A 24,726-nucleotide genomic window follows, 5' to 3' on the forward strand; every position below is an offset into this window, starting at 1 on the left:
GCGAGCCGCCACCCTTCTCACCGTCAAGCTGATCACCTGGCCGCTTTCGGTTTTCCGCCAGCACGGGCTATTACCAATCCCTCAGGGCACCGGCGTCTCATCGAGTGAAATGCCTACCGACATCCAAGGGGCGAAGTTAGCCCTTTTGTGCGGACTCCCCAATGTCTGCGTACGTTCAGCGCACGTCTCAGCGCCGATTCGTTGCCATAACGCGCGCCGCATCACGCACGGATCTAGGCACGAAAATTGACCCGAATCGAAGCCAGGCCATCGCAAACTCCCGAGAAGGCCGCCCGAACGCGCGAAAAGCACGCAAATTATGAGTAAGGAGTACTCGGGCGCGAGCTATGCGGTTAAATGCCGCCGTAAAGTTCGAGGCTCGGTGATAATGATGAACTGAAACCGGCGTATCGTCTCCCACGAACGCGAAACCTGACTGCCCGGCTTTTATCCAAAACGGGAGATCAACTATCATCGGGGTATTAACCGGATACCCTCCAACTACACTCCAAACATCACGGCGATACGCGGCTGCCGTATGGCAAATTGGCACCCCACTAGCCATCTTCTCAAGAAGCCGCCGATGGCTAGACTCTGGCCGCCTGAGCCACTCGGTACTCGAGGCTTCATCCCGGGCATAGTAAGCGAAAGCAAATACGTCGGCAGATGTAGTTGCGCACAGTTCCCGTATACGGCCCAACCGCCCTGGCAAGGAGTAGTCATCGGCGTCTTGGATAGCGACGATCTCTGTATCGCAGTTAGCGATCGCTATATTTAACGCGGCGGCTCGACCCACTCTAGGCATCTCGATCAGCGTAGCGTTTCTAACGGCTGACATCACGCGTCGGCACTCTTCAACCGTGCCGTCGGCCGACCCATCATCTACAACCACAAGTCGGTCTTCCCCGCCTAACTGAGAGAGTACGGACTTCAGCGATCGCTCTATAAACTTTTCAGCGTTGTAGGTCGTGACGATCACGCCAATCGCGTGCGACGCATTATCAGTCATAGGTGCAGCAGATTACAGAGACTCGCTTCATCGCGACTTTCCAAAGAGACGAACCGATCGAACTCCAAAACAAACCCGCTACGCTTTCTTTGGTCATGCATGAGGCGGTGGATGCGAGAGCACATTTTTTCGATTCGAAAAATAAACGAGGAACGGAATGGCAAGCACGACCAACGGCAGACGGTATCTCACCGCCTGACCAGCGACACTAACGCCGGAGCCAAACAGCATTCCTGACAAAACGAGAGTACCAACAAGTGCAAGCAGCGCGGTCCGATGCGGCAAACCCCGAGCATACCGCCTGGCGCGACGCTTGAACGCCAACCAGCTTAACCAAAGCAGCAGCATGCTTTCCGCCATTGCACCGAAATAGAATGGATTAAATGACGGTGCACTCCACGGCAACGGAGAATATAGAAAGTAGAATCCAAACAATGGCGTATACCAAACAAGATCCGCCGGGTTACGGATAGATAACCCTTTCAGATACTCGGACCCGGCGTCGAGATCACGCTCACTTCGTTGCTGCAGGACTTCCACGTCGATCATCTGGCCTTTTCTCGCCACTTGATTGTATGCGAAGGCACCGCCTAAAAATGTTGCTCCCAGCACCGGAATCAAGACTAAAAGCGCGAACGCCCCGCGCTTGGTTGCACGAATACGCCAAGCAGCTAATAGCATGAGGCTCGTCACCAGCCCGAACACGATAAACCCGTATGGAGGACGCAGCAGCGTAAGTGCAATCGCCAATACGAGCAGAAGAAGGCTCTTGAAAGGCGCAACGCGGCCACTCGTATAAATCACGAGCACGAGCCAGACCGTAATTGCTACCAAAAATACGGTGACCGGCATCCTGCCCAATTCCATACTGAAGCGGATGAGGTCCGGCCAGAATAGAAGCAAGACGGCACCGCCCCAAGAGACAGGCCGGCGTAATATAATTTCGAAGACCTTAAAAGTGAATATACACCCGAATGTCGTCAGAATAATATTGATCGACCTGATCGCCACGTAGCTACTAGCGGAAAACAGAGCGTATAGGGGGCCGCCGTACAAGCTCGCGTAAAAGTCCGATAGGCGTTTGATGCTGCCGTCATCAAATATGGACAGCCAATGCGGATTCCCTGCAAAATAGTCCCAATAGTCAGATATATCCGCCCGCCCGAAAAGGTTGATTGACTCATGTGTGAACATGATCAATACCTTAAAAATTATCGACGACCACACTAAATAGAGCATTCTTTTACGTCGAACGAGCGGAATTACCAGAATCGCGCCGAGAACGACAACGGAAAGCCCTAAGACAGCTGAAAGAGAATAAGGCATGTACCGAATAATTCGTTAGTTATAGAGCGCTTGGTTGATCACATCCAAACACGATGGGGACCAGTGCGCAGTGCAACGCGCATAGCACTTCATTTGCAAGCTGCCAGAAGGCCATCGTATGCGCGGGCGTAGTGTTGAGCAACTAGATCCGGGGCAAATTTTTCTCTTACCAGCCGCCAGGCCGCATACTTCATTCCAAACAATTGGCTTCGATCCTGCTCTAACGACTTAATACGCGAACACCACTCGCTAACCGAGCATTCTTCCGTCACGACCGCATTGACGCCGTCTTGGGCGTAGTCACTTATCGCCGGAAGCCGATGCGCCACCAATAGTGAACCGCGGGCCATGGCTTCGATTGCCGCCATACAAAAGCCCTCGTACAACGACGAGAGCACGAAGTAATCTGACCAATCGAGGCAACCAGAGACATCGCTTTGGAAACCGAGGAAGCTTACATGCTTCGATATGCCAAGATCTTCCGTCAAATTTTGCAAAGCCGAGCCCTCCGGCCCATCGCCGACAATCACTAATTCCGCAGCGGTCCCGGCATCAATCAATGCCTTGAGCAAGCGGAGCGAAAAATCCACTCGTTTGATGGCCGTTAGCCGCGAGACAACCACCAGCCGGACCGGGCCGTTATGTTCACGCTTCAGATTCGACTTGGTGCAAGAATCTATCTTCAACGGATTGGGTATCAGCTCTACGGGCCGGCGTAGCCAACTTTCCCACTGCTGACACACCGCACTCGATACGCCCGTTAGCACGCAACGCTTTTGAGGCAATAGCTTGAGCGCCCATCTAACGCCCGGGTTATAGCGGCCAAGCTCATTATGGAAAGTCACTACAAGTGGCAGCCGAAGCAGCAAAGCCGCTATTCGACCCACGACCAGCGCCCATCCCATGTGGCAATGAATAACATCGACTTCGTTGATGGCGCACGCTTTGCGTATGCCGAGCAGAACACTAAAAGGGTTATATCGACTACCAATACAGCGTTGAAATCTCCCAGCTAATTCTCTGCCATGTTGAACCCGGTTCCATAAAGGCGCGTGTATTGACGGCTTTTCAAGGCTTAATAAAGAATGCTTACACCCCAAACCGCTAGTCCGCGCTGTAATTATATCTACAATGCTTTCAACCGAACCGCTCGGAAAATAAACATTGCATAAATGCAAAACGGATATCGCGCGCTCTGCAAACGGGTTTGAAGGCGCACACTTAGGTATGGCCGTTTTAGAATCCATCGACATTAACCGACCTACTTGGCGAAAATCGATCAGTATGTGCGCGCCATGCGATCACTGCCGTGGACCTGCGCGACAATTGCACGTTTTACCCGACCTTTTTTAATGCGAACCGGCCCAAGGGCGTCACACACACGGAAAGCTTAGCCAGTCCACGAGGGCTTAAGTGGTGAACGCCTAACGCTGCGTCAATCCAGTAACGCCAAAAACGCTTATTACGACCACTGATGCGAAATGTTCTATACGCCAAATCAAGCTGAAAGCGAGCCTTCGAACGCTGGTCGAGTTCCGACGCGTGTTTCGCCAGAAAGTATGCACTGGCCGCATGATTGGGCGCCGCACTCATGCGGTCACCTAGGGCTGAATTTATCTTAACACTCGCCGCGGGCAACACGAGTAGTGGCTTATGGGCACCTAACCGTGCGGCAAAGTCCCAATCCTGGTGCTTTTCAAGCTGCTCGTCGAACATGGCTCGCCGGGCGTCCTCCGTCCGGATCACGAGGGACGACGTACGTATATCAATTCGCCCTGAGAGAACGTCGTTAAGTGGATCGCTGCTTAGTTGCCTTTGGAAGGCACGTACTATCGTTTTTTGACCACTATGAACTACAAACGAAGCGGCGCACCCACAGCACGCCGGCTCCGACTCAATACCAGTAATCGCATTCGCGAGGTGATCGTATTCCCATTCATCATCGGAATCGAGAAAAGCAATATAATCCCCAGCTGATTGGTCAATGCCAAGATTACGCGCAACCGATGCGTTCGACTTGGACGTCATACGCTTGTAGCCGATCGAGGGGAATTTCTGCTTCAGCAGCTGTTCGGTATTGTCTGTTGAACAATCATCGATGACCCAAATGTCGCGAGCTGGAACGGATTGACCCAGAACCGAGTCGATGGCTCTCGGGAGCAATTCGGCACGGTTGTAGGTAGGGATCACAACCGATACGTGAGCGGGCATACGACTCCAAAAATTTATAAGGCGCTGATCTATCTATCAGCGCGTCTATACGATAAGTTTATAGTTGAAGCGGAAACGGCGTCAGGTGTCATCCCCCCGAAAGCGCGATGCGCTCATGCGCCACGTGCCACTTTGATGACTTCGCCCCACATAGCTCGCGCTTGGGTTTTAATCTGTTCAGACTTTTGCATAAGTCGGTCGCTAGCTTCTTGCCGGCTGCGCGTGTCCAAGAGAATATCGAGCTTTTCCGCAATCATGCTCTTTTCGTCGCCAAGCTTCAGCATGCCTTCGGGGAATTCGTATTCAGAAAAGAGCTCAGCGTACTTGTGGCTCCAGCCTATACCCAGGGACGGAACTCCGCTCGACAGCGAGCTTATAAGGCCGTGATATCTACTGCCTACTGTACCCAGGCAATTACCTAATACACCTTTAAGTAATAGAGGGTTACGCTCAACCCTCACTTCAAGCCCGCCAACACGAGCTGACAATGCTTCGCCGAGCTTGTGATCCTCCTCGCCCTCATGAATCAGCACGAAGGGTTTGACCCCGCGATTGAGGAAAGCCGCTACCACTCGCTCCAAAAACGCCAGGTAGTCACTAGAACGCACCCCTGGTTGTTTATCAATCATTCTAGCGTTGGGCACAATGCAAAATTGATGAGCCTGCGCATTAAACCAGCCGGGAAGCTCCCCCTCGAGCAGATTGGTGAAATCCGGGGCGAGACGCAGTTTCTTTTGCTCCCCTACCAACTCAACGATGTTGCGATAAGACTCTTGGTCGCGAGCAAACACCAAGTCGGTATTCTCGAATGCGCGTGAAAATTCCGACCGCATCGAGGGTGTCGTGAACGGCCCAAACGCTTGGGGCAGTAGTATAACCTTGGCCCCTCTTCGCCTCCACCGCGTAGTCGAACGACGCAGTTCCTGCACAGGACCAGTCCCCCATTGGTCGGAATATACGAAGCCGCCGGCGTCCAGGATTACATCAACCTGATGATCCAAAACCAAGCCAAACATCTCCCGCAGTTTAGAGGGCGCAAAACGCGCGAAGTCACCCCATTGAACCCGGTAACGCCACAAGGATGCTTTTTGGTAAAAGCCCAAGCGGGCCCTTGCTAAGTACGGACTACTGCTGGAGTCATGACCAGGCTGCATTACGAACCGAGCGTCGGGAAATTCAGAGGACATTTGCTCTAACGTGGCGCGCAGCATCAATTCGGCGCCTTTATTAGTAAAACCAGCACGCCTTATCTCGATCCACATTACGGTATATTCTCGAAGCTATTAAGAGATGCGGTGTGAAACATCGATCAGATCCGAGCGCCGGGGTTGTATGATCTCAAGACTTCCAATGGCTGTTTCACGGAGCTCGGCACGTAGGCCGATTTGTCGGGAAAGCCGAACGCAATCAACATCACGACCCGCTCGTCTGGCCCGAGTGAGAGCTTAGACTCCATCTTACTCTCCAGCTCTGGGATATCGGGCCAATTAATGATACAGGTACCCAAACCGAGACTTTCTAACGAGTACACAAATGTCATAGCGGACAGACTCGCATCGATATATATGACGTGTCGGTCTCGAGGGAACGGATATGCGCGCAATTTACCTATTAATACCGCAAGTGCGGGAATATTGTGCTCGTAACCCTTTACACCCATCGGTAGAGATGCGATTTCACCCACCAGGCTCGGGTCGTCGAACACTAGGTACTTATAGGGCTGACGGTTACAAGCGCTTGGCGCACTAGCTGCTATTTCAATCGCTTTGTCGATAGTAGACCGCGGGACTGGCTGGTCTTCGAACCAGCGAACTGATCTACGCTGGGTAGCGAGATCGAAGAAAAACTCATGTGACGAAATCAACCAACTCTCTTCGTGAGAGCGATACTGATACGGCTTCCGCGTACGAATATACTCTGCATGCGTCGCGCGTCGATCTTGGTTCTCGTGAAAAGTTTTACGAGCACTTTCTACCCGATCGTCCGCGTCCTGCTCAAGCACGTCGAAATATTCCGTGAGAACGCTTTCAGCCCAGGAACTTTCTTCCTCGTTGGTATGACCAAGTGCGTCAACGAATACATTCACGGTCTCTTGAATATAATCACTTGCAAATACCGCGCGGCGAGGCCGCATTATCAGCCCTTTCTCTAACCGATGTATGTTACGGCGCAACGCATAATTGCTCTTCTCAAAATTGTTGCGGTTAATCTGATGAAGCTGGTGACCCGCTAATACAGAGCGCACTTCACGATCGAAAGCACTCGAGAGAAAAAAATAGTGTAGCTTTCCAAGCAGCTCGGACGAGCTCGCCAGCGCCACCCAGTTTGTCTTGATAGAGCTCACGGCTCGGCGTTTGATGTTCCTCGGCGTCATGTATCAAAACCTATTTGTTAGAAGGTGTCAGCCTTAACCCATACTCGGCGAAAGGAGCCGCTAGAAGTCGCGCAACGCAGCGGCGCCCAACACGAGATATCCATCACCGCGCTACCCAATTGCCTAATTGGAACGATGATAGCCAGTCCGGCCGCTCACAGCTCTCGCCTGCGCCTTGTTTTCGAGCGATCGAACCGCACGTCGAGCGCTCAGCGACCGAACAAAAAAGGCTATCGCCGCCCCGCTCCAACGACCGTCTACCTTCTTGTACTGGTATTCGCTTCGGTAAGAGACGTATTCTGCACTTACCTTACGGCGACTTTCATAGTGTTCGAACATTTCGCATGCTCTGTCCGCTCGCTTATCTGAGCCAAGCCTAGCGGCAGCGAACCGAGTAACAAGCACGCTTTCGACCCAAGATAACTAGGCTGGGTTCAGGCTGTGAGCGCATTAATGAACGTCGATACCGTGTCTTCGCTGTAGGCCGCGCCGCGAATACTTTTCTCCGAGGCCGCATTATCAGTCGCGTTTGCAGCCGGCGAATATTTCCGCGTAGCGCACAACTCGACTCACGACAATTCGCCCGATTATCTTAGAAGTTAGCGCCCCCTGACAGCACCGCCCCCAACCGCTCAATCGAACGCTCGCAAAAAAACTAACTAACGCAGCTTTCCTCCGGAGGTCGATCGAGTTGCAACGCAACCATGCGCCTTTTGTAACGCCTATTTTTACGGATTACGCTACGAATTTTATCGTTAGCGTTTTTTTTAGCTAGGGCGGGACTTAATCAATATTTCTCGGAGGTTAGAGCGAATTATTTCTCTTTTAGCTGCCAACATTTCCGCGCTAATCTCTTTGTTCATTCTACTTCTCAAAATCCTCTCTAACACTTCAGAGTTGATACTGTTAAGCCGCAGAACATGAACGTTCTCAAATTCAAATCGCGCGAGCTCTTCGACCTGTATCGCTTCCCGGCCGTACTCGAATGCCTCCACCAGGACGGAACTATTACCGCCGATGACTAGATGGCAACGACTCAAGTCGTCTTCTAACCGTGCGAAACCGGATTGAGTTAACTGATGTCTACGCAACCATTGAGCAGCATCATCGAGCGCGCGTTCTTTTGGGTGCAGCCGTACAAATACACGGGCGTCACATTTCCGCACCAAGTTCGCTGCAAGCGTTCCAAACAAATCCTGCCGAACCTTATCCAGGCGTTGTCCGAACATAGCGCACGCACAAAGTAATATGGTCATCGGCGCCGGTGGCATTTGGGATTGCGGGAAAATTTTCGGAAAACCGATGTACTGTATGTCGGTGGATTTGAATGGTCCCAAGTCCCGCTCCAAGTCTTCTTTCTGTTGCTTGGTCCAAGCTATAAAGGTATCACTGCGGCCTGGAAAGCAGCTCACCAAAGTGGGATGTTGAATATAGCCATGGGCTAACGCGACTCGATTTACACCTGCCCTCCGCGCCGCCTCATACAAAACCTGACCCGAAGCACGATAGTCGTCAGTGCTGAATATTGTTTTGACCGAATTGGCTAAAAGCAGTTTCTGCATTATTCCAATTTCATGCTCAACGGCCGAGTTAAGCTTTTCCATTTGCTCCCCGACTCCGACAACGGTAGGTAAATCACCCTCTACATATGGCAGAATTGCCCGGCAGAACTGATCTGACTGTAAGCATAAGGCGCGCAGGGGCAACCGACTACCTACGGCCAAGTCGACTATAAAGCGATATTTCTTTATAACCGCCATTGACTTCGTTCGCCAGGCTGCATCTTGGGCGATATCAGCAACTGCCTCTCTTAGACCATCAAATTTCGGGAGTTCATAAAGCAAGACTGGCATGCTAAAGCGGCGGGGTAAGCGGAGATACCTGAGTGCCAAAAAGTAGCTCCGCAAAACTCGTCTTGTGGGTCGAGGTTTACTAAGATGCCTCAAAGACTCGACCGCAAGGTAACCTCGGCTCGTGTGGACTTTTCGCAGTTCAATGTCCAAAACAAGCATCGCCGCCGGATATCGCGAGTACAAACTCGAATACTTCTCGCGCATTAACCTTTCTAATGGCTGATATTCATTAAACTGCATAGAAATATAGCGTTTATCTACTTTGCCGATCTGGGTCAAAATCACTTGCGGCGTTTCTCGGTCCGTTTCCGGCCGCCCGTTCTGAATTCCCAGCCACTGCTAAAGTCTCTACCAAAAGTAAGCCACTAGAGAAGTCGCGCTTCCGCTTTTTCCAGTCGCTTTCGATGAAAAGCGAAACTATACATCGGGAACGGATAGCCATTGCGAGTTGACCGAAATGCGGAAAAACATACGCACTTCGAAAAATTCCCGGCGCACAAGAGTGCTCAAGCTAAGCGTGAGCTTAGATACCCAAACGTTCGTAATTTTTACCCGCGTGTCACCATTCAATAGCGGATTTGCTTGTTGGCGTATTAACTGTGACGCTTTTCTTCATGGGCTTACCTACGATATCTTTTAACTGTTTTGGGGGTAGCCCAAATCCAGGCCTGACACTGCGGATGCTATCGGCGGTAACGATATCACCGATCGCTAAATTCTTGACGAAGTAGAGAGAGCGGCGGAACTGGGCGTTCCCCTGTTCGCTGGACCTCCGTCCGTAGTCGACGCCCCCCAAGGCATGCCAGGCTGTTTTCGAATCTCGGCACAGCGCTTCGAGTTCTTTCGGCTCCAACGAGAAGCTATCGTCCGGCCCGCCACCGCTGCGATCGAGAGTGAAGTGCTTTTCGATAAGGCTAGCGCCCAAAGCCACGCTTGTAATCGCAGTCGTGTTGTCTAATGTGTGGTCCGAAAGGCCGGTGACCACGCCAAAGCGATCGGCCATGTCAGGAATGGTTCGCAGGTTGTACTCCTCCGCAGGCGCAGGATAACCGCTTACGCACTGTAGAATAGCGAGCTCTTTACAGCCTGCGCTTTTTGCAGCATTGATGGCTTCCTCAATTTCCTCGGCGTTCGCCATCCCGGTGGAGATGATCATCGGTTTGCCCGTGCGGGCTACGTATTCAATTAGGGGGAGGTCGATCGCTTCGAACGAGGCGATCTTGTACGCGGGCGATTCGAGGTCCTCCAGCAAGTCAACTGCCGTACTATCGAACGGAGAACTAAAAATTGTGATACCGAGCTTCGACGCGTATTCAAAAAGCGGTCGGTGCCATTCCCATGGCATATGCGCTTCTTCATACAACTCATAGAGTGTTCGACCGTCCCACAGCCCACCTTTGATACGAAATTCTTCGCTATCGCAATCCAACGTGATTGTGTCCGGACGGTAGGTCTGCAATTTAACTGCGTCCGCCCCCGCCTTCTTGGCCTCTTCGACAATTCTTAACGCCGTTTCTAGCTTGCCATTATGATTCGCTGACAGCTCCGCAATAATATAGGGCTCAGTATCGGTCGCAATTCGACGCTCGTTAATGATGATATGGGGGGTAGACATCAGTTAATCGCTCCTAGCTCGGGCTGCCATTCTTGGCGCAGCATGCCAAAGCAAACCACTGAATGGAAACCACACCCATCGAAGTGTTGATCGCGTAAAAGACCTTCCTGAACAAAACCTAGTCGCTTGTGAAAGCGGATTGATTTTTCGTTAAATGCCAGAGCCTGACCGCAGACTTTGTGCAGCTCCATCTCGAGAAAGGCACAGTCTAACGCCGCTTGGCCAAGCTCCCGACCACTCCCGCGTGGGGCGTCCGGTGACAGATAGAATCCCCAGTCGGCAATCCGCCCTTGTGAGCATGATGCGAGGCTGACAAAACCGGTTGGCATATCGCCTACATCGAACACCATCAGTCTCTTGCTGGGGTCTTGAGTACTTCGTGCGAACCACGCCCGGTGCTCACGCAAACCGATTTCGTGCCGGGTATACATATAGCGGCGCACATCGGGATGATTACGCCACTCCAATACACGCTCGAGATCGCCGGGGGTCATATCACGCAGATTTCCGTTAGCCATCCCGACGCTCGTTACCATCGCCCATCATTTCGAAACACAAGCGCTCCACCCCATTGCCGTCGGTGGTAGCCGCTGCCGCGTCACTAATGCCTTTTAGCTTTTCTGGCCCGCTGATGGCACGGTATGCATCAGGCAAACGGTGCTTAATATCCTCAGTGAGACCAATCAAAATACTGGCGCCAACAGCCTGCAGTGCGCGACCCACTGGCCGCTGGTTCTCTGCCAACACAACCGTCACAGAGGGAAGGCCAAGACAGCATCGTTCCCACGAAGTGCTACCCGCGGCACCAATGGCGAGGTCAGCTTCGCACATTCGTTGCGCCATATTTGTCACGTTTACTGCCACTTCGGTTGCCCAAGGCATCTTTGCGGCGTGATCTTTTACTTCATTAAGCCACGGTGCGTTCACCCCCATAACAACGTTAATGGTGCAATCCTCAGGTAGCGCACATTGCTGCAGTGCAGCAAGCACGGCCAAGGTGCTGTTATCTTTATCTACGCCGCCCAAGGTAACCAACAGGTGTTGCACGCGTGGCGCCGCTCGTCTCGCCAGGCTAGCTTCTCGCATCTGAGCGAACTCGGGCCTTAGCAGGGCGTATTTAGGCCCAATCAGACAACGGCAGGTCGGTTGAACTAGAGGCGCATAATCCATGGGTAGCCGGCCGAGGTTTTGGTCCAGCAATAAATCGCAGGCGTGCTCTCGATCGGCGAGGTCATCAATTACTAGCAACCGACAGCCGCCGGGGGTTACCGCCTCTTCCCAGCGCCTATCCAATGCATAGTGATCTACGACAAGCCAATCTATCGCCGTGTACTCAATTTCCCTTCGGGTTTGCTCGGCATCTTCTTGCCAAGATGAATCGAGCCACGCCGAATGCGCGGTTTTAGGCTCTGCTTCTTTTTCGTTTATCCTTCGAGTTCCTATGGAAAGCGCACGTACGCTAAAGCCGCGCGAGCGAATAGCTTCGATCATATGCCCTGAATGTTCACGGCAGATGAACTCGCACTTTGCTCCTTCGGCTACCAAAGCTTGAGCGAGGGTGAGACAACGCATTACGTGGCCCGTGCCGATAGCGAGCGACGCGTCCACGCGAAAAAAGACTCTCATGCCGCGCTATTTGGGTACGCGCGTTTGGGTACCATCGGCGATTTCTGAACACGCGAGGTTTCTGCACTAACCAATGATTGGCACCCCGGTGTTCCTATTAGTGCGAGCGTGTTAAGCATGAACGCTCATACCCTGCGCGACCGCTTCGGCGAAAGCGAGGTCTTCATAATCATCTATGTCCACGGCACTTTGCCATCGCATGGCCTCAAAACGATGACCGCCTCCGTAAAAGGTACGTTGATCCATAAACTCTGGAACGCTCGCAACCCAGATAGCGCCGGTCGGACAGTACAGAGCGGGTAAATCTTGCGATCGCTCACTAGCCGTCTCGGGAAACAGCCGATTGGGTCGCCCCGACCCATCAAGCCGTACTGCCCACCACGGGTTCATCCACCCATATTTAAAGCAGCTAATTTGAAAACTGCGTTTCTCAGCCTCGAAGACCTCCAAAGCCTGCCGTATATCAGCTGCATTCCTCAGCGGGCAATTTGCCATCAACTGGAAAACGACATCGTAGTCCCCTTGCCAATGGTCTGCGGCCTGCGTCAAAGCTGCCAGTGTCGCTTCACTGACGGGGCTGATGTCATCCATGTGGCTCGTTCGCAGAAATGGGACCTCCGCCCCCCAACTTTTTGCGACGGAGGCGACGTCGGGATCATCGGTCGAAACCAGGACTCGACCAAAGCAACCTGAGTCTAGCGCGGCCTGAACGGTCCAAGCGATCATAGGCTTGCCCAGAAAATCCACAATATTCTTCCTGGGAATGCGCTTCGACCCCCCACGCGCTGGGATGATAGCTATACGCTTGTTTACCAAATCGTCCATCCACCATCAGCCTGTATTATCTGCCCTGTCATCGCACTACTTTGCTCCGACACCAAGAACTCGAGCGGCCCGGGCAGCTCTTCCTCGGCGAGCATCTTCCCTGCCGGCGCGAGCTTGCTGTACCTCGCTTTGAATGCTTCATCCGTTCGGCCGTCGACGCCACCATAGGCAATTGCGTTGACGCGAACATCATCGTCCGCCAGCCGAACGGCGAGTTCTTTGGTTAAATGATTTAGAGCCGCTTTAGCAACGCCATACTGGATGGGTGACTGACGCGCATGATCATCATAAAGCGCAGGCGTTGCAGCAACCACACCATACTGAGAACTAATGTTCGTGATCGTACGCAACGCCGTCGGCTGGCTTCGCCAGAGTGCGGTTGACAGCTCATAAGGGGCTATTACATCCATTAGATATTCCGCCATGAAATCTTTCCGTGCAGCGACACCGAACTCATTCATGGCAAGAAAAGACAGACTTCTCGCGTTATTCACGAGGTGGTTGACGTTCAGCGCTTGGTCCCGCAACTCTTCGACGAGCCGTTCGCTATTACGCGGCTGCATAAGGTCGTACTCAAACCCGTGTACTGAAGCCTGCTCCCCCATTTCCTGGATCAGTGTATTGGCTCGCTCCAGCGAAGTTGACGTAAAAAGTACGCGCCACCCCTTCCGACAGAAATGGTCCACGAATCGGCGCCCAAATTTTCCCGTGCCGCCCGTAATGAGTATTGTTGGTTGCGTCACGCTAGGCCTCGTTCCAATATTTGAATGACTCGTTCGTTTCTAGCTTTAGGCGAGCGAACCGTACGGGTCTCGACACCTTCTACAAAGTCTTGCAACGCGGCACGAAAGGCGGAAAAGCTGTCGGTAAAAAATAGGTCCTTCCACGCTCTGCTGCCGTGTACGCGAATCACCAAGGGACTAGCGGCGTTTCCAGCTGCGTAGAAAGCCGTATGCACACCACTTGACCAATCGACAGACAAGCTCGATGCACCTCCACTACCAAGCCTGACGCCACCCGGGTTAAAACCAATAGGCGCATCGTCTGGGGCCAGCATATTCAATACAGGCTCAATAATATGAACCGCGTACTTCGCCCAGCTCTTCGGAGTAAAGGCAATGATCTGACGCACATCACCGAGTGTTTCCCGATCTTCCTCAGTGAGCTTGAACTCGTCGCTGTAGCGCAGGGCTGAGCATGTAAACAGCTGGCCGGCACTCTGTTCAAGGTCGTAGAGACGGTGCAGATCCTTCAGCGAGAGTGCCAGCGGTTTATCGATGTAGACCGGCAAGCCAAGCTCAAGAAACCGTCGCGCGTGTGCGAGGTGATTTTCAGCATCGTCGCGCGCCAAAAGTACTGCATCTACATATAGCGCGAGGTCTTCAAGATTCTCGCATACGGTTTCGATACCCGTAGCCATAGCTATATGCTTAGATAGGGCGAAATCTTGTGTCCATACCGCAGCAACGTGAGCGCCACCTATTTGAGCCTGGGGCCAAAACTGCTCCTCGAGATATCGGGGTATGACCGGAAAGCCGCAACTTTCCATTGCCGATTTGTCATAGCCGTTAAAGATAGCGCTCCAAGAATAAGGATGGCCATTACCTTCGGACAACCCGATCACACCAAGCCGGATACTCATAGCTTCCAAGTGGCTGGGTTTATCAAACCTTGATCGCGCGTTTCCAGCTCACCAGGTGGCTCAACACCGCTCTGGGGAATCGCTGCGATCAAAGCCCTCAATTGACTGGACGATTCCACCCCAACTATCACACGGCCCACACTAGGCTGATGGCACGCAAAGCCCAAACACGCTTCAAGAGCGCTTAGCTTATGTTCCGCCAACCAACGATCGTAGCGCTCAAGCTTGCGCTCCCAAGGCTGGAAATAGGCAGAACGGTCGCGCGGCTGCATCAACAGAAGCCCTTGTAAAAAAACCGACCTTGCATGTACTTCGATGCCCTGATCGCCGAGCCTTTCAAGCCAACCACTTGAAATCAAGCGTCGATCCAAAATATTAAGAGGCGCTTGTACTAAATCGAAGGAGAGTTTTCCATCGAGCGCATCTAGTTCAGCAGGTTCGTAGATCGATATACCCACCCTACCGACCGCGCCCCGGGCCTTAACTGCAAGCAGAGCGTCGTAAGCAGCTTCGCCCTGCTTATCAAGCAACTGCATCGGTCTGTGGAAAAGGACGGCAGAAAGCGCCGTAACACCCAAACTGGCCAGTGACCTTTCGATCGATCGTTCCACCCACTGTGAAACTTGCGTAACGCCCTCTGGGATGGGTGGCAATTTAGTTACCACACTGAAGTCGTCAACCCCGGCGCTGCCGAGCGCTTCTTCACTGGTGCCGTAAGCAGCTGCCGTATCTAACGTGTCGATGTTGGCCTGGCGCGCCACTCCAAGAATCTCTCGGACGCCCGCGGCCGATACTCGGCCATTACGGTTTGCAATCCCATAGTCGAGCCCAAATTGGGCGGTGCCCAGCGCCAACTTCACGTAGCGCAAGTCTTTGCGAGAGCTGACACAACCTTCCCTACGCGCTCTTCATCCAATGTCGGGAACATCGGCAGGCTAATTGCTTCACTATAATAAGCTTCGGCGTGTTGCAAGTCTCCGTACTGGAAGCCGAACTTCTGATAATACGGCTGGGTATGTACCGGAATATAATGCAGGTTGACGCCGATTCCTTGAGCGCGAAGCGCGCCAAATACTTCGCGATGGCTCAAGTTAATACGATCCAGATCGAGACGGATCACATAAAGATGCCTACCGGAATAGCTATCCGGATGTTGCCAAGGCGTAGTAACGGGGAGACCGGCCAAGAGCGTATCGTAGCGTCCCGCCAAAGCATTGCGCCTCGCCACATAATCATCCAGCCGGCCCATCTGCGACAAACCTAGCGCCGCCTGCAGCTCGGTCATTCGGTAATTAAAGCCCAAGTCAACTTGCTCGTAATACCATGGGCCGTCCGGATCACGGCTCATCAAGTACGGCTCACGCGTTACACCATGACTCCGCAACAAATTCATCCGCTGGGCTAGACCATCATTATTAGTAACCGCCATACCACCTTCGGCGGTGGTAATTATTTTCACGGGGTGAAAACTGAACACAGTGATATCACTATAACGGCCGTTGCCTATATATTCGCCTTTGTACTGACCTCCGATAGCGTGCGAGGCATCCTCTATCACACTGAAGCCGTAACGTTCTGAAAGACAGTGGATTGCCTGCATATCGGAGGACTGGCCGCATAGGTGGACTGCCACAACCACCTTCGGCAGACGCCCTTGCCTCTCAGCATGTTCAAGCTTCGCTTCCAAAGCCTTGGGGCAGATGTTATAGGTTCGAGCGTCGATATCCACGAAATCGACTTTCGCACCGCAATACACCCCACAGTTGGCCGAGGCAACAAACGTAATCGGACTGGTCCAAAGCCAGTCGCCTTCACCGAGACCCAGCGCCAGGCAAGCAATATGCAGTGCGGACGTGGCACTATTCACAGCCAAGGCGTGGCACGCGCCGACTTTTTCCGCCACCGTATGCTCGAACTTCGGCACGACCGGGCCCTGCGTCAAGAAGTCCGAATTCAAGACTTCCAATACCGCGTCAATATCCTGCGGCTGGATGTCCTGGCGGCCATAGGGAATCATAACTTTAGGCTCCCGCCCGCTCGTTGAATTCGAGAATGCCCGCAGTATCGAGGAATTCTTCGTTTGCGCCGGAGTTGTATTCGAAACCTTGAGCTACCGGTTTGCCCTTTTCGCCAAGACCGTTGGTATCGAAATCGTTATTCGCAGCAGCGAACGTAATCGTCGGCTGTATAACAAAATGGTCGTCGAACTCCAGCGTCAAATGGGAGTCATCGGCGGGACACATGACTTCGTGTAATTTCTCGCCTGGGCGTATGCCGACAAATTTATGGGGAAGATCCGGCGCCATCGCGCGGGCCAACTCAGCGATGCGCACAGAGGGAATTTTCGGGACAAAAATCTCCCCGCCGTGCATGCGTTCAAAGTTCTTGAGCACGAAGTTAACACCGTCCTGTAGCGTAATCCAGAAACGCGTCATGCGTTCGTCGGTAATGGGTAAAAACTCCACGTCTTCGGCAATCTTCTTGCGGAAGAAGGGTACGACAGAGCCGCGGGAGCCGACAACGTTACCGTAGCGAACCACTGCAAAGCGCGTAGGATGCCCGCCCGCCATATTGTTAGCAGCCACGAACAACTTGTCGGAGGCGAGCTTCGTCGCTCCGTAGAGATTGATCGGGTTCGCAGCTTTATCTGTTGATAGCGCTATAACTTTTTCAACATTGTTCTCGAGTGCGGCCTTTATAACGTTTTCGGCCCCATGAATGTTCGTCTTTATGCACTCGGTCGGATTGTATTCGGCTGCCGGAACCTGCTTGAGTGCAGCCGCGTGAATCACAAAGTCGACGCCACGCATGGCCTGCGTCATCCGATCCTGATCGCGCACATCCCCAATGAAATAACGCATACAGGGGTCATTAAATTCCTGCGCCATTTCGAACTGCTTGAGTTCGTCACGAGAATAGACTATCACGCGGCGGGGGTTGGATCGTGCCAATATGGTTTCGACGTATTTCTTACCGAATGACCCTGTTCCACCCGTGATTAAGACAGATTTATCTTCAAACATACTTTTTGCAAACCTACCGCTGGCGGTCAAATGGATCAATGGAGTAAATACGTCAAACCTTCAGTCGCGAGTTTCTATGACATTTCCGGTGCGCGTGATTTGGCGAATCCGAACACCAATTCCAATACGCGCCGCTCTCTGCTACTAATCCCATGTAGAATTAACGACCTAGACTACTGTCGCTGGGGCGTTGCGTTCATTACCGAAGCGGCCAGCATCCCACTTTGATAAGCCCGCATCGAACGGAAGCCATTCAACTTTCAGGACGCCGCGAGAAAAGAGGCTCGTGCAGCCCCGAGAGAGGTGCATCCATGAGACAAAGCAGGCCGAGCCCAAGCAATCTAGTTAAATATGCCTCTTTTTACACTCGAACGAAGGCGAAATCTTGCCATGCGCATCTGAGCACTTTTAGCGAGAAAACACTTTCTCAATTAGTCCGCCAGCAAAGATCCGCGTCCCACCGAGGGGATCCAGGAAAATATAAAAGTGCGTCAGCGCATGAGCCCATCGTAAATCAGGGTACAACATTGCAGGCATTTGCAAGGCACCTGCACAAATTTTCACCTAATACGCCTATCTACCAATACACTTTTGATAACACCTTTAACGACCTGACCTCTTCTCTGACAATTATATTCCTATTTTCTCTATAACGTTGCTCGTTAGGCTCGCGTATTAATATATCTACAAGCTCAGACCGATCGCTATACTCTTCGATAGCGACGCCGTATACGTCTTTAAAAAAATAAGAATTGGGCGTATTCTTTTTTACCAGCAACTCACCTCGAGCCCACTTGACATAAAGCCTCGCCGTACTCGCCCCGCCCCGACCTTGAAGTATCACATGAGAACATATTGCTACCAGAGAGTTATAGGCCTCGGGCGGAAGATGCGAAAGATAAACAACGTTAACATTGGAATGTCCTAAAGCACGCTTATAAATTAAGTAGCACTCTACCAGTATTTTTCTGTATTTGTTAACGAAAACAAAAAACTCGAAATCGAAAGAAGAGCTGCGGTTAAAAAGGAAACGGAGCAGCAGTATTAAGCTTCGCCAGCCGGTACTTTTTGTACCGAAAAGAATTCTCTTTTTAACGGATCGGGCGTTATTTTCGTTTTTAAAAACGTCGAAAAGTTGGCTTGACGACTCGTTAGGTAAAATATCGAAAACGATCGACGCATCGTAAAACTTTAGGTCGCTTCGCTCTAATACGTTCGAAATAACTTTTTTGAAATAATTTTCTGGGCATATGAAATACTGAATCTTTTTAAGCACATATACACAGTGCTCTGAAATATACTGATCGGGATCGGGAGAGAGCTCGCCGTTCTTCTGCACATTCATGACCCAGCGAGCGACCTCGTCATCGGTAATAAAAACGAAAAGCTTCTGAATTATTCGCGGGTCAAGATCAATTATTTCTTTCGCGATATAAGAGTTCCACGAGCGCAGCGACATGAATGTCAAGCTTTTAGCGAGCAAATAATCCTCAAGGGCTAGTTGCTCATGGGAATAATACCCCACACCGCTTATGCGCTGAATATCGCCTACTCTTCTGCCGCTCTTATAAACGACTGCCACAATTGCATTGGGATCCACGCTGAGCTTGGTAATTAGCGAGTCTGCCAAAAGGAAAAAAAACTTGTCCGCATCGCTAATAAGGAACACATGTTTACCGCTTAAGTTAACACCCACTGTCTCCATTGTTTATAAACTTCTTTAAGATAGGCTAATTAAGCCAGGAATCGGCAGATACGTTAGACTAAACTAGTATTCTCGCAGGGCGTAATAACTATCTGCAAATCAATGCTTTTACGTGTCGACGAAGTGATCGAGCAAAAATTAGCGCCTAATTTTCTCGGGCGTAAAAATGATATATTGCGCGAACGACTTCGTCTTGGGTGTCTTGTTCAATCCCGAACCACATTGGCAACCTCAAAAGTCTCTCACTTTCAAACGTGGTATAGCGGTCATTTCCTATGAACCTCCCGAAGTTACTACCAGCCTTAGATGTATGCAACGGCACGTAATGAAACACTGCCGAAATGCCAAGACTTTTTAAGTAGTCGAGCAAAGCTGACCGAACTGAAAAATTTCTAGTCTTCAGGTAGTACATGTGCGCATTATGGACGCAGTCGTCCGGAATAGCAGGCAGTTCAACCAATCCAGAATGAGCTAACGACTGAAGCTGCTCATCATAAGACTTCCACGCAGCCAGCCGATCGCGGTTGATCTGGCTTACGCAACTCAGCTGACCCCAAAGGTATGCACACTGTAATTCGCTGGGCAAATAGCTACTGCCAATATCGACCCACTGATACTTATCCACCATACCGCGGAAAAACTGACTCCGGTTAGTCCCCTTCTCTCGAATAATCTCAGCACGTTCAACGAGTTTTTCGTCATTTATAATTAGCAAGCCGCCTTCGCCACCACTAGTGTAGTTCTTAGTCTCATGAAAACTAAACGTACCCAAGTGACCAATAGTACCTAGCGCCCGCCCCTTGTAGCTACTCATCATACCTTGCGCTGCGTCTTCCACGACGTACAGGCTATAGCGTTCCGCTATGCTCGTAATAACTTCCATGTCGCAACCTACGCCGGCGTAATGCACCGGGATAATTGCACGTGTTTGATCGGTAATGGCCGCCTCAATCAAAGCCTCGTCGATATTCATAGTGTCCGGCCGGATATCCACGAACACGACTTTCGCGCCCCGCAATACAAACGCATTCGCTGTGCTCACAAACGTATAGCTGGGCATAATCACTTCATCCCCCGGCTGAATACCTATAAGTAAAGCTGCCAGCTCTAAAGCGGCGGTGCAGGAGGGCGTCAGCAGTGTTTTCCTAGCCGGCAGGTTGCTCTCGAACCATTTTTGGCATTGCTTTCCAAACAGACCATCGCCGGATAGCTTTTGGCTTTTCAAGGCTTGTTGGATGTACTTCTCTTCAACCCCTATTAGGGGCGGTATGTTAAACGGGATCATTCTTTCTGCTCTTCGAGAAATTGCACTTCCAACTCAAGCAAGTCCCGTTTTCGATCCTTGATTCGACGAGCTGGATTGCCGGCGTAGATGCCCCAGGGGTCCGTGCTTTTATTCACGAGCGTCATGGCGCCAACGGAGCAGCCTTCTCGAATCGTTACCCCGGGAAGGACGGTTGAGTTTGCACCAATAACGACTTGCCGCTCTAATGACACTTCGGCGAAATACTCATTCTTGAACTTCTTTGGCACCAGCGAATTCACCATTGTGGCGCCACTGTAATCATCGGATTGCGCAAACACCTTTACTCCGTATGCCAAAGTACAGAAGTCAGAAAGCGTGATGCCAGCAGAACCACCCGCGATCAAACACATAGGCGTGATATGGCAATACTTTCCAATCGAAATCGTTCCAGATACAACGCAAAAATCATCGACTCGAGTGTGATCACCCAACTCGATAGATTCAGGGTTGTAGATGCTCGCCTTGTCACTTATTTTTATATTGCGTCCTAGCGCCTTGAAGCCCATTTTTTGCAAGACGCCGTTCGTCAAATAAGCCATCTTACGCCTCGAAAATATTTGAAAGTTGTTGGATCAATGTTTTTTGAGAAATATGATTGGACGAGTCTAGAGTTCTCGTGCCATTCTTCTCTTATCTAATGTTTGCAGAGATATATCCGTGGCATTTTTTAGCTCAATACCCAGACCGATCAATAATCGCCACTGACTAACTTCGTCACGCATGAATGCTGTCTTGCCCATACCTAGAAGAGTAATAGTGGTTCCCATTGCTTGGGGACGCTAATAGTTGAATACAGCAATATTAATATTTTTGAGAAACTCGAGATACTCTTCGAATAGCATAAACTCCGTTACCGGTACCGGCGCGAACTTTTCGCCGAACCACACCCTGGCCTGTTTAAGCACCTTCTTTGTCTGGATCGGACCCGCATAAGACAAGGGGCGTAGATTCTGATATTTCTATCTTTATAGGGAAGCAGGTGCTCTAGCGCCTCTATGTTCTTGTTACTGGGCGCTGCGGAGTTACCCAGCAGTTGTTTATGGTATTTCTTTCCGCTCGACTCTCGGGAACTGAGATCCGGGAACTGAGATCATTGCTGGATCTACTACGTTGCTGAGGTACATCAGACATTCATGGGAGATGCCTTTCGCGCCGTACCATTTCCTAGCCCGCTCGACATCGCCTTTTATATAGGTAACCAAGCGGCCGAGACGGCGGATGTCAAAGCGACGTCGTAGTTCGTTAATGCGTAAGCACTACCCCTTTGTCGCTTTAGTGTACTGATAGAGTCCCCACCAGATAATCGAGTAGTACTCCTTCAGTACCCAAGAGCACAAAGCCAACACTAGCACCAGTTTGGTATTAAACAGCCCGTGAAGCATGACTTGTCGGGCACTACGGAGTTGCTTTAAGTTGCGTATAGCTCTTCAGACTAGCCCGTTTGTTGCCCACGCCCACGTACACCCCCGTCTCTGCCGGGTAACTCAACTGGCCCTGTAAACCAAAGTTGCGCTTTTTCACTCCTAAACTCTTCGCGGCCCAGCTTGACGAACGGATATGAAATTAGCCTTCCTTGCGACATGGAAAATCACAGCGTTACCCTTCAGAGCTCGCCACGTGCCAAGGCACCTAAATACTCCCCATACTTATTTTTCCGTAGCTCCCAAGCTTTTGTCTTTACCTTTTGCTTACTCAACCAACCATTGTTGAAAGCGATCTCTTCTAGGCAAGCGATCTTGTAGCCTTGGCGGCGCTCGATTGTCTCCACGAACTGTGCGGCTTCCAAGAGGCTCTCGTGGGTACCGGTATCCAGCCAGGCGAAGCCGCGGCCGAGTAGCTCGACATTTAAGTCTCCACGTTCCAGGTAGGCCTGATTGACGCTGGTGATCTCGAACTCGCCGCGGCGGGAACGCTCGACCCGCTTAGCGATCTCGACCACGTCGTTGTCGTAGAAATAGAGACCCGTCACGGCGAAGTGTGACTTCGGCTTGACCGGTTTCTCCTCGATGGAGATGGCGCGCTGGTTCTCGTCGAACGCCACCACGCCGAAGCGCTCCGGGTCCTTGACTTGGTAACCGAATACCGTGGCGCCGCTGGCTTGGGCCGAGGCTTCGTTGAGCTTGGGGGTGAACCCCTGACCGTAGAAGATGTTATCGCCCAGCATCAGGCAAACGCTGTCGTTACCGATGAACTCCTCACCTATGACAAAGGCCTGCGCCAGGCCGTCAGGGCTGGGCTGCTCAGCATAGCTGAGGTCGATGCCGAACTGGCTGCCGTCGTCCAGCAGGCGCTGGAAGCCAGGAAGGTCTTCCGGAGTGCTGATGATGAGCACTTCGCGGATGCCGGCGAGCATCAAAACGGAGAGGGGGTAGTAGATCATCGGCTTGTCGTAGATCGGCAGTAGCTGCTTGGAGACGCCCATCGTAATGGGATACAGGCGCGTGCCGGTGCCGCCGGCCAATACTATTCCTTTGCGTGCCATATTTAGCCGTTCTCCATGTGTCGCGCCGCTTCTCGACGATCGCCCGCTTACTGGCGCAGAATAATTAAGCTTGCCAAGAGTATCGACGTCGCGTCAGGAAGCGTTGCCTCTGCCCGTCGAACCCATAAGTCAGCCGAGTAGTGCACAAGCAGGCATCGACCGCCCCGTATCCTCCGCCAACACAAGAGAGGCGGCGGCGTTAATATCAATTGTCAACTTGTGCGCCTTTTTATGCCAGTGTACTCCGGCATAAGTCGCAGCGATGACTATGACCTGAGGTTTACACTGGCGAACCGTAGCATGCAGTCCTTTAAGATCAGTCAAAGCGCGGGTAAGGCCGCGGCAATTGGCAGTCCTGGGCGATAAGTACGCCCCGCGACGCCAGCGCGCGCTCGAGCCCGCAACCCACTTGGCCAATTTTGCCTCGGGGGAGAATCCGGTGTATTGGTTCGACATGGCGATTCGTTTCCATTCCCTGTCAAAGCGACGCGATGAACCGGACGATCAAGCTGGCCCTCCCCCACAGTAGTTGGAGGTATCCTGTCGCCGATAGCCGATAGCACCGACGCTTGCAAAAGGCAGCCTTTGTCCCAGTTGGACCCGAAAAACAGGAGTTGAATCATGTGACTTCCCGCCTGCTGTAATTGGCTTCGATCCACTCTCGATACGCACCGCTGCGGACGCGCTCTACCCAGCCAGGATGTTCCAGGTACCAATCCACGGTTTGACGCAGACCGCTTTCGAAGCTTTGCTTTGGCTGCCAGCGCAGTTCCTGACTAATGCGGGAATCGTCGATGGCGTAGCGCCGGTCGTGGCCCGGGCGATCGCTCACGAACTGAATGAGCGCTTCATGCCGGCCGATGGTGCGCGCGCGACGCTCATCGAGACAGGCACAGATGGCACGAACGACTTCGAGATTGGTGCGCTCGGCCCGGCCACCTATGTTGTAGGTACGCCCAGGCGTGCCCGCCTCCAGTACGCAGCGCAGGGCACGGGCGTGGTCTTCGACATGTAACCAATCGCGCACGTTGGCGCCCTTGCCATAAACTGGTAAGGGCTTGCCTTCCAGGGCGTTGAGAATCATCAACGGGATGAGCTTTTCTGGAAACTGGTAGGGGCCATAATTATTAGAACAGTTCGTGATAAGCACTGGTAATCCATAAGTATGGTGCCAGGCCCTTACAAGATGATCGCTCGCGGCCTTGCTGGCTGAATATGGCGAGTTTGGCGCATACGCACGCTGCTCCGTGAAGGCCGCTTCCTCCGGACCCAGTTCACCGTAGACCTCATCTGTTGAAACGTGGAGAAATCGGAAGGCAGCCTTGGCCCTATATCCGGCCATCTCGTTCCAATATTTTCTCGCGGCCTCCAGGAGCGTAGCGGTCCCATCGACATTAGCTCGAATGAAAGCGTCGGGGCCTTCAATCGAACGATCGACATGCGATTCCGCCGCTAAATGCATAAGCGCATCCGGTCGCTGTTCTCGAAATACTCGATCCAGCTCGGCACGGTCGCAAATATCCACCTTTTCGAAAATATGCCGGGGGTGGTGTCGCGCCCCCCCCAGTGACTCCAGGTTGCCAGCATAGGATAGGCGATCGACATTAATTACCACGGCTTGTGTTTCCGCGATGAGTTGCCGCACCACGGCGGACCCGATAAATCCGGCACCACCTGTAACGATCAATTTGAGAGGTCGTTTCATTAGATATCTATCAACGGCTGCGTT

Annotated in this window: 21 protein-coding genes; all 21 read right to left on the reverse strand. The window is 52.1% G+C overall.

The window, feature by feature from the left end; all coding sequences use genetic code 11:
• Positions 1-187: 187 nt before the first annotated feature.
• The 21 genes from SADO_RS00715 to rfbB all read right to left on the reverse strand — a co-directional run bounded on the left by SADO_RS00715 (position 188) and on the right by rfbB (position 24,702).
• A complete protein-coding gene (locus tag SADO_RS00715; RefSeq protein WP_353108386.1) occupies positions 188-1,009 on the reverse strand; it encodes a glycosyltransferase family 2 protein in 822 nt (273 codons plus the stop codon).
• 93 nt (positions 1,010-1,102) lie between these two features.
• Positions 1,103-2,335: a hypothetical protein gene (locus tag SADO_RS00720; protein ID WP_353108387.1), complete on the reverse strand. Its 1,233-nt coding sequence runs from the start codon at positions 2,333-2,335 to the stop codon at positions 1,103-1,105.
• 89 nt (positions 2,336-2,424) lie between these two features.
• Positions 2,425-3,588 carry a glycosyltransferase family 4 protein gene (locus SADO_RS00725; RefSeq protein WP_353108388.1) on the reverse strand — a complete coding sequence of 388 codons (1,164 nt, stop codon included), beginning with the start codon at positions 3,586-3,588 and terminating at the stop codon, positions 2,425-2,427.
• Between the two features lie 82 nt (positions 3,589-3,670).
• Positions 3,671-4,525 carry a glycosyltransferase family 2 protein gene (locus SADO_RS00730; RefSeq protein ID WP_434547875.1) on the reverse strand — a complete coding sequence of 285 codons (855 nt, stop codon included), beginning with the start codon at positions 4,523-4,525 and terminating at the stop codon, positions 3,671-3,673.
• 134 nt (positions 4,526-4,659) lie between these two features.
• The gene (locus SADO_RS00735; protein WP_353108391.1) at positions 4,660-5,808 is read right to left on the reverse strand and encodes a polysaccharide pyruvyl transferase family protein; all 1,149 of its coding nucleotides are present in this window, start codon (positions 5,806-5,808) and stop codon (positions 4,660-4,662) included.
• 47 nt (positions 5,809-5,855) lie between these two features.
• On the reverse strand, positions 5,856-6,890 hold the full coding sequence (locus SADO_RS00740) for a nitroreductase family protein (protein ID WP_353108392.1): 1,035 nt from the start codon (positions 6,888-6,890) through the stop codon (positions 5,856-5,858).
• A 797-nt stretch (positions 6,891-7,687) separates the two neighbouring features.
• Positions 7,688-9,058 (reverse strand): hypothetical protein, encoded by a 1,371-nt coding sequence (locus SADO_RS00745; protein ID WP_353108393.1) that lies wholly within the window; start codon positions 9,056-9,058, stop codon positions 7,688-7,690.
• 274 nt (positions 9,059-9,332) lie between these two features.
• Positions 9,333-10,388: a pseudaminic acid synthase gene (pseI, locus tag SADO_RS00750; RefSeq protein WP_353108394.1), complete on the reverse strand. Its 1,056-nt coding sequence runs from the start codon at positions 10,386-10,388 to the stop codon at positions 9,333-9,335.
• Entirely contained in the window at positions 10,388-10,882 is a 495-nt protein-coding gene (gene pseH / locus SADO_RS00755; protein ID WP_434547882.1) for a UDP-4-amino-4,6-dideoxy-N-acetyl-beta-L-altrosamine N-acetyltransferase, read from the reverse strand. The genes pseI and pseH overlap by 1 nt, the downstream gene beginning before the upstream one ends.
• Before the next feature lie 16 nt (positions 10,883-10,898).
• Positions 10,899-12,014, reverse strand: a complete 1,116-nt coding sequence (gene pseG, locus SADO_RS00760; protein ID WP_353108397.1) for a UDP-2,4-diacetamido-2,4,6-trideoxy-beta-L-altropyranose hydrolase — start codon at positions 12,012-12,014, stop codon at positions 10,899-10,901.
• 111 nt (positions 12,015-12,125) lie between these two features.
• On the reverse strand, positions 12,126-12,839 hold the full coding sequence (locus tag SADO_RS00765; protein WP_353108399.1) for an acylneuraminate cytidylyltransferase family protein: 714 nt from the start codon (positions 12,837-12,839) through the stop codon (positions 12,126-12,128).
• Complete coding sequence (locus SADO_RS00770; RefSeq protein ID WP_353108400.1) at positions 12,824-13,582, reverse strand: SDR family oxidoreductase; 759 nt, start codon at positions 13,580-13,582, stop codon at positions 12,824-12,826. Before SADO_RS00770 ends, SADO_RS00765 begins: the two co-directional genes overlap by 16 nt.
• Positions 13,579-14,481, reverse strand: coding sequence for a Gfo/Idh/MocA family oxidoreductase (locus SADO_RS00775; protein WP_353108401.1), 903 nt, complete (start codon positions 14,479-14,481; stop codon positions 13,579-13,581). The genes SADO_RS00770 and SADO_RS00775 overlap by 4 nt, the downstream gene beginning before the upstream one ends.
• A complete protein-coding gene (locus SADO_RS00780) occupies positions 14,478-15,341 on the reverse strand; it encodes an aldo/keto reductase (protein ID WP_353108403.1) in 864 nt (287 codons plus the stop codon). Before SADO_RS00780 ends, SADO_RS00775 begins: the two co-directional genes overlap by 4 nt.
• A complete protein-coding gene (pseC, locus tag SADO_RS00785) occupies positions 15,338-16,498 on the reverse strand; it encodes a UDP-4-amino-4,6-dideoxy-N-acetyl-beta-L-altrosamine transaminase (protein WP_353108404.1) in 1,161 nt (386 codons plus the stop codon). Before pseC ends, SADO_RS00780 begins: the two co-directional genes overlap by 4 nt.
• Positions 16,499-16,502: 4 nt before the next feature.
• On the reverse strand, positions 16,503-17,504 hold the full coding sequence (gene pseB, locus SADO_RS00790; protein ID WP_353110043.1) for a UDP-N-acetylglucosamine 4,6-dehydratase (inverting): 1,002 nt from the start codon (positions 17,502-17,504) through the stop codon (positions 16,503-16,505).
• 577 nt (positions 17,505-18,081) lie between these two features.
• The gene (locus SADO_RS00795; RefSeq protein WP_353108405.1) at positions 18,082-19,209 is read right to left on the reverse strand and encodes a hypothetical protein; all 1,128 of its coding nucleotides are present in this window, start codon (positions 19,207-19,209) and stop codon (positions 18,082-18,084) included.
• A 145-nt stretch (positions 19,210-19,354) separates the two neighbouring features.
• Positions 19,355-20,494, reverse strand: a complete 1,140-nt coding sequence (gene rffA, locus SADO_RS00800) for a dTDP-4-amino-4,6-dideoxygalactose transaminase (protein ID WP_353108406.1) — start codon at positions 20,492-20,494, stop codon at positions 19,355-19,357.
• Positions 20,491-21,054 carry an acyltransferase gene (locus tag SADO_RS00805; protein WP_353108408.1) on the reverse strand — a complete coding sequence of 188 codons (564 nt, stop codon included), beginning with the start codon at positions 21,052-21,054 and terminating at the stop codon, positions 20,491-20,493. The genes rffA and SADO_RS00805 overlap by 4 nt, the downstream gene beginning before the upstream one ends.
• A gap of 1,064 nt (positions 21,055-22,118) precedes the next feature.
• Positions 22,119-22,997, reverse strand: coding sequence for a glucose-1-phosphate thymidylyltransferase RfbA (rfbA, locus tag SADO_RS00810; protein WP_353108409.1), 879 nt, complete (start codon positions 22,995-22,997; stop codon positions 22,119-22,121).
• A 619-nt stretch (positions 22,998-23,616) separates the two neighbouring features.
• Positions 23,617-24,702, reverse strand: a complete 1,086-nt coding sequence (gene rfbB / locus SADO_RS00815; protein ID WP_353108411.1) for a dTDP-glucose 4,6-dehydratase — start codon at positions 24,700-24,702, stop codon at positions 23,617-23,619.
• Positions 24,703-24,726 lie beyond the last annotated feature (24 nt).

The organism is Salinisphaera dokdonensis CL-ES53 (assembly GCF_040361215.1).
GTDB classification, from domain to species: Bacteria; Pseudomonadota; Gammaproteobacteria; order Nevskiales; family Salinisphaeraceae; genus Salinisphaera; species Salinisphaera dokdonensis.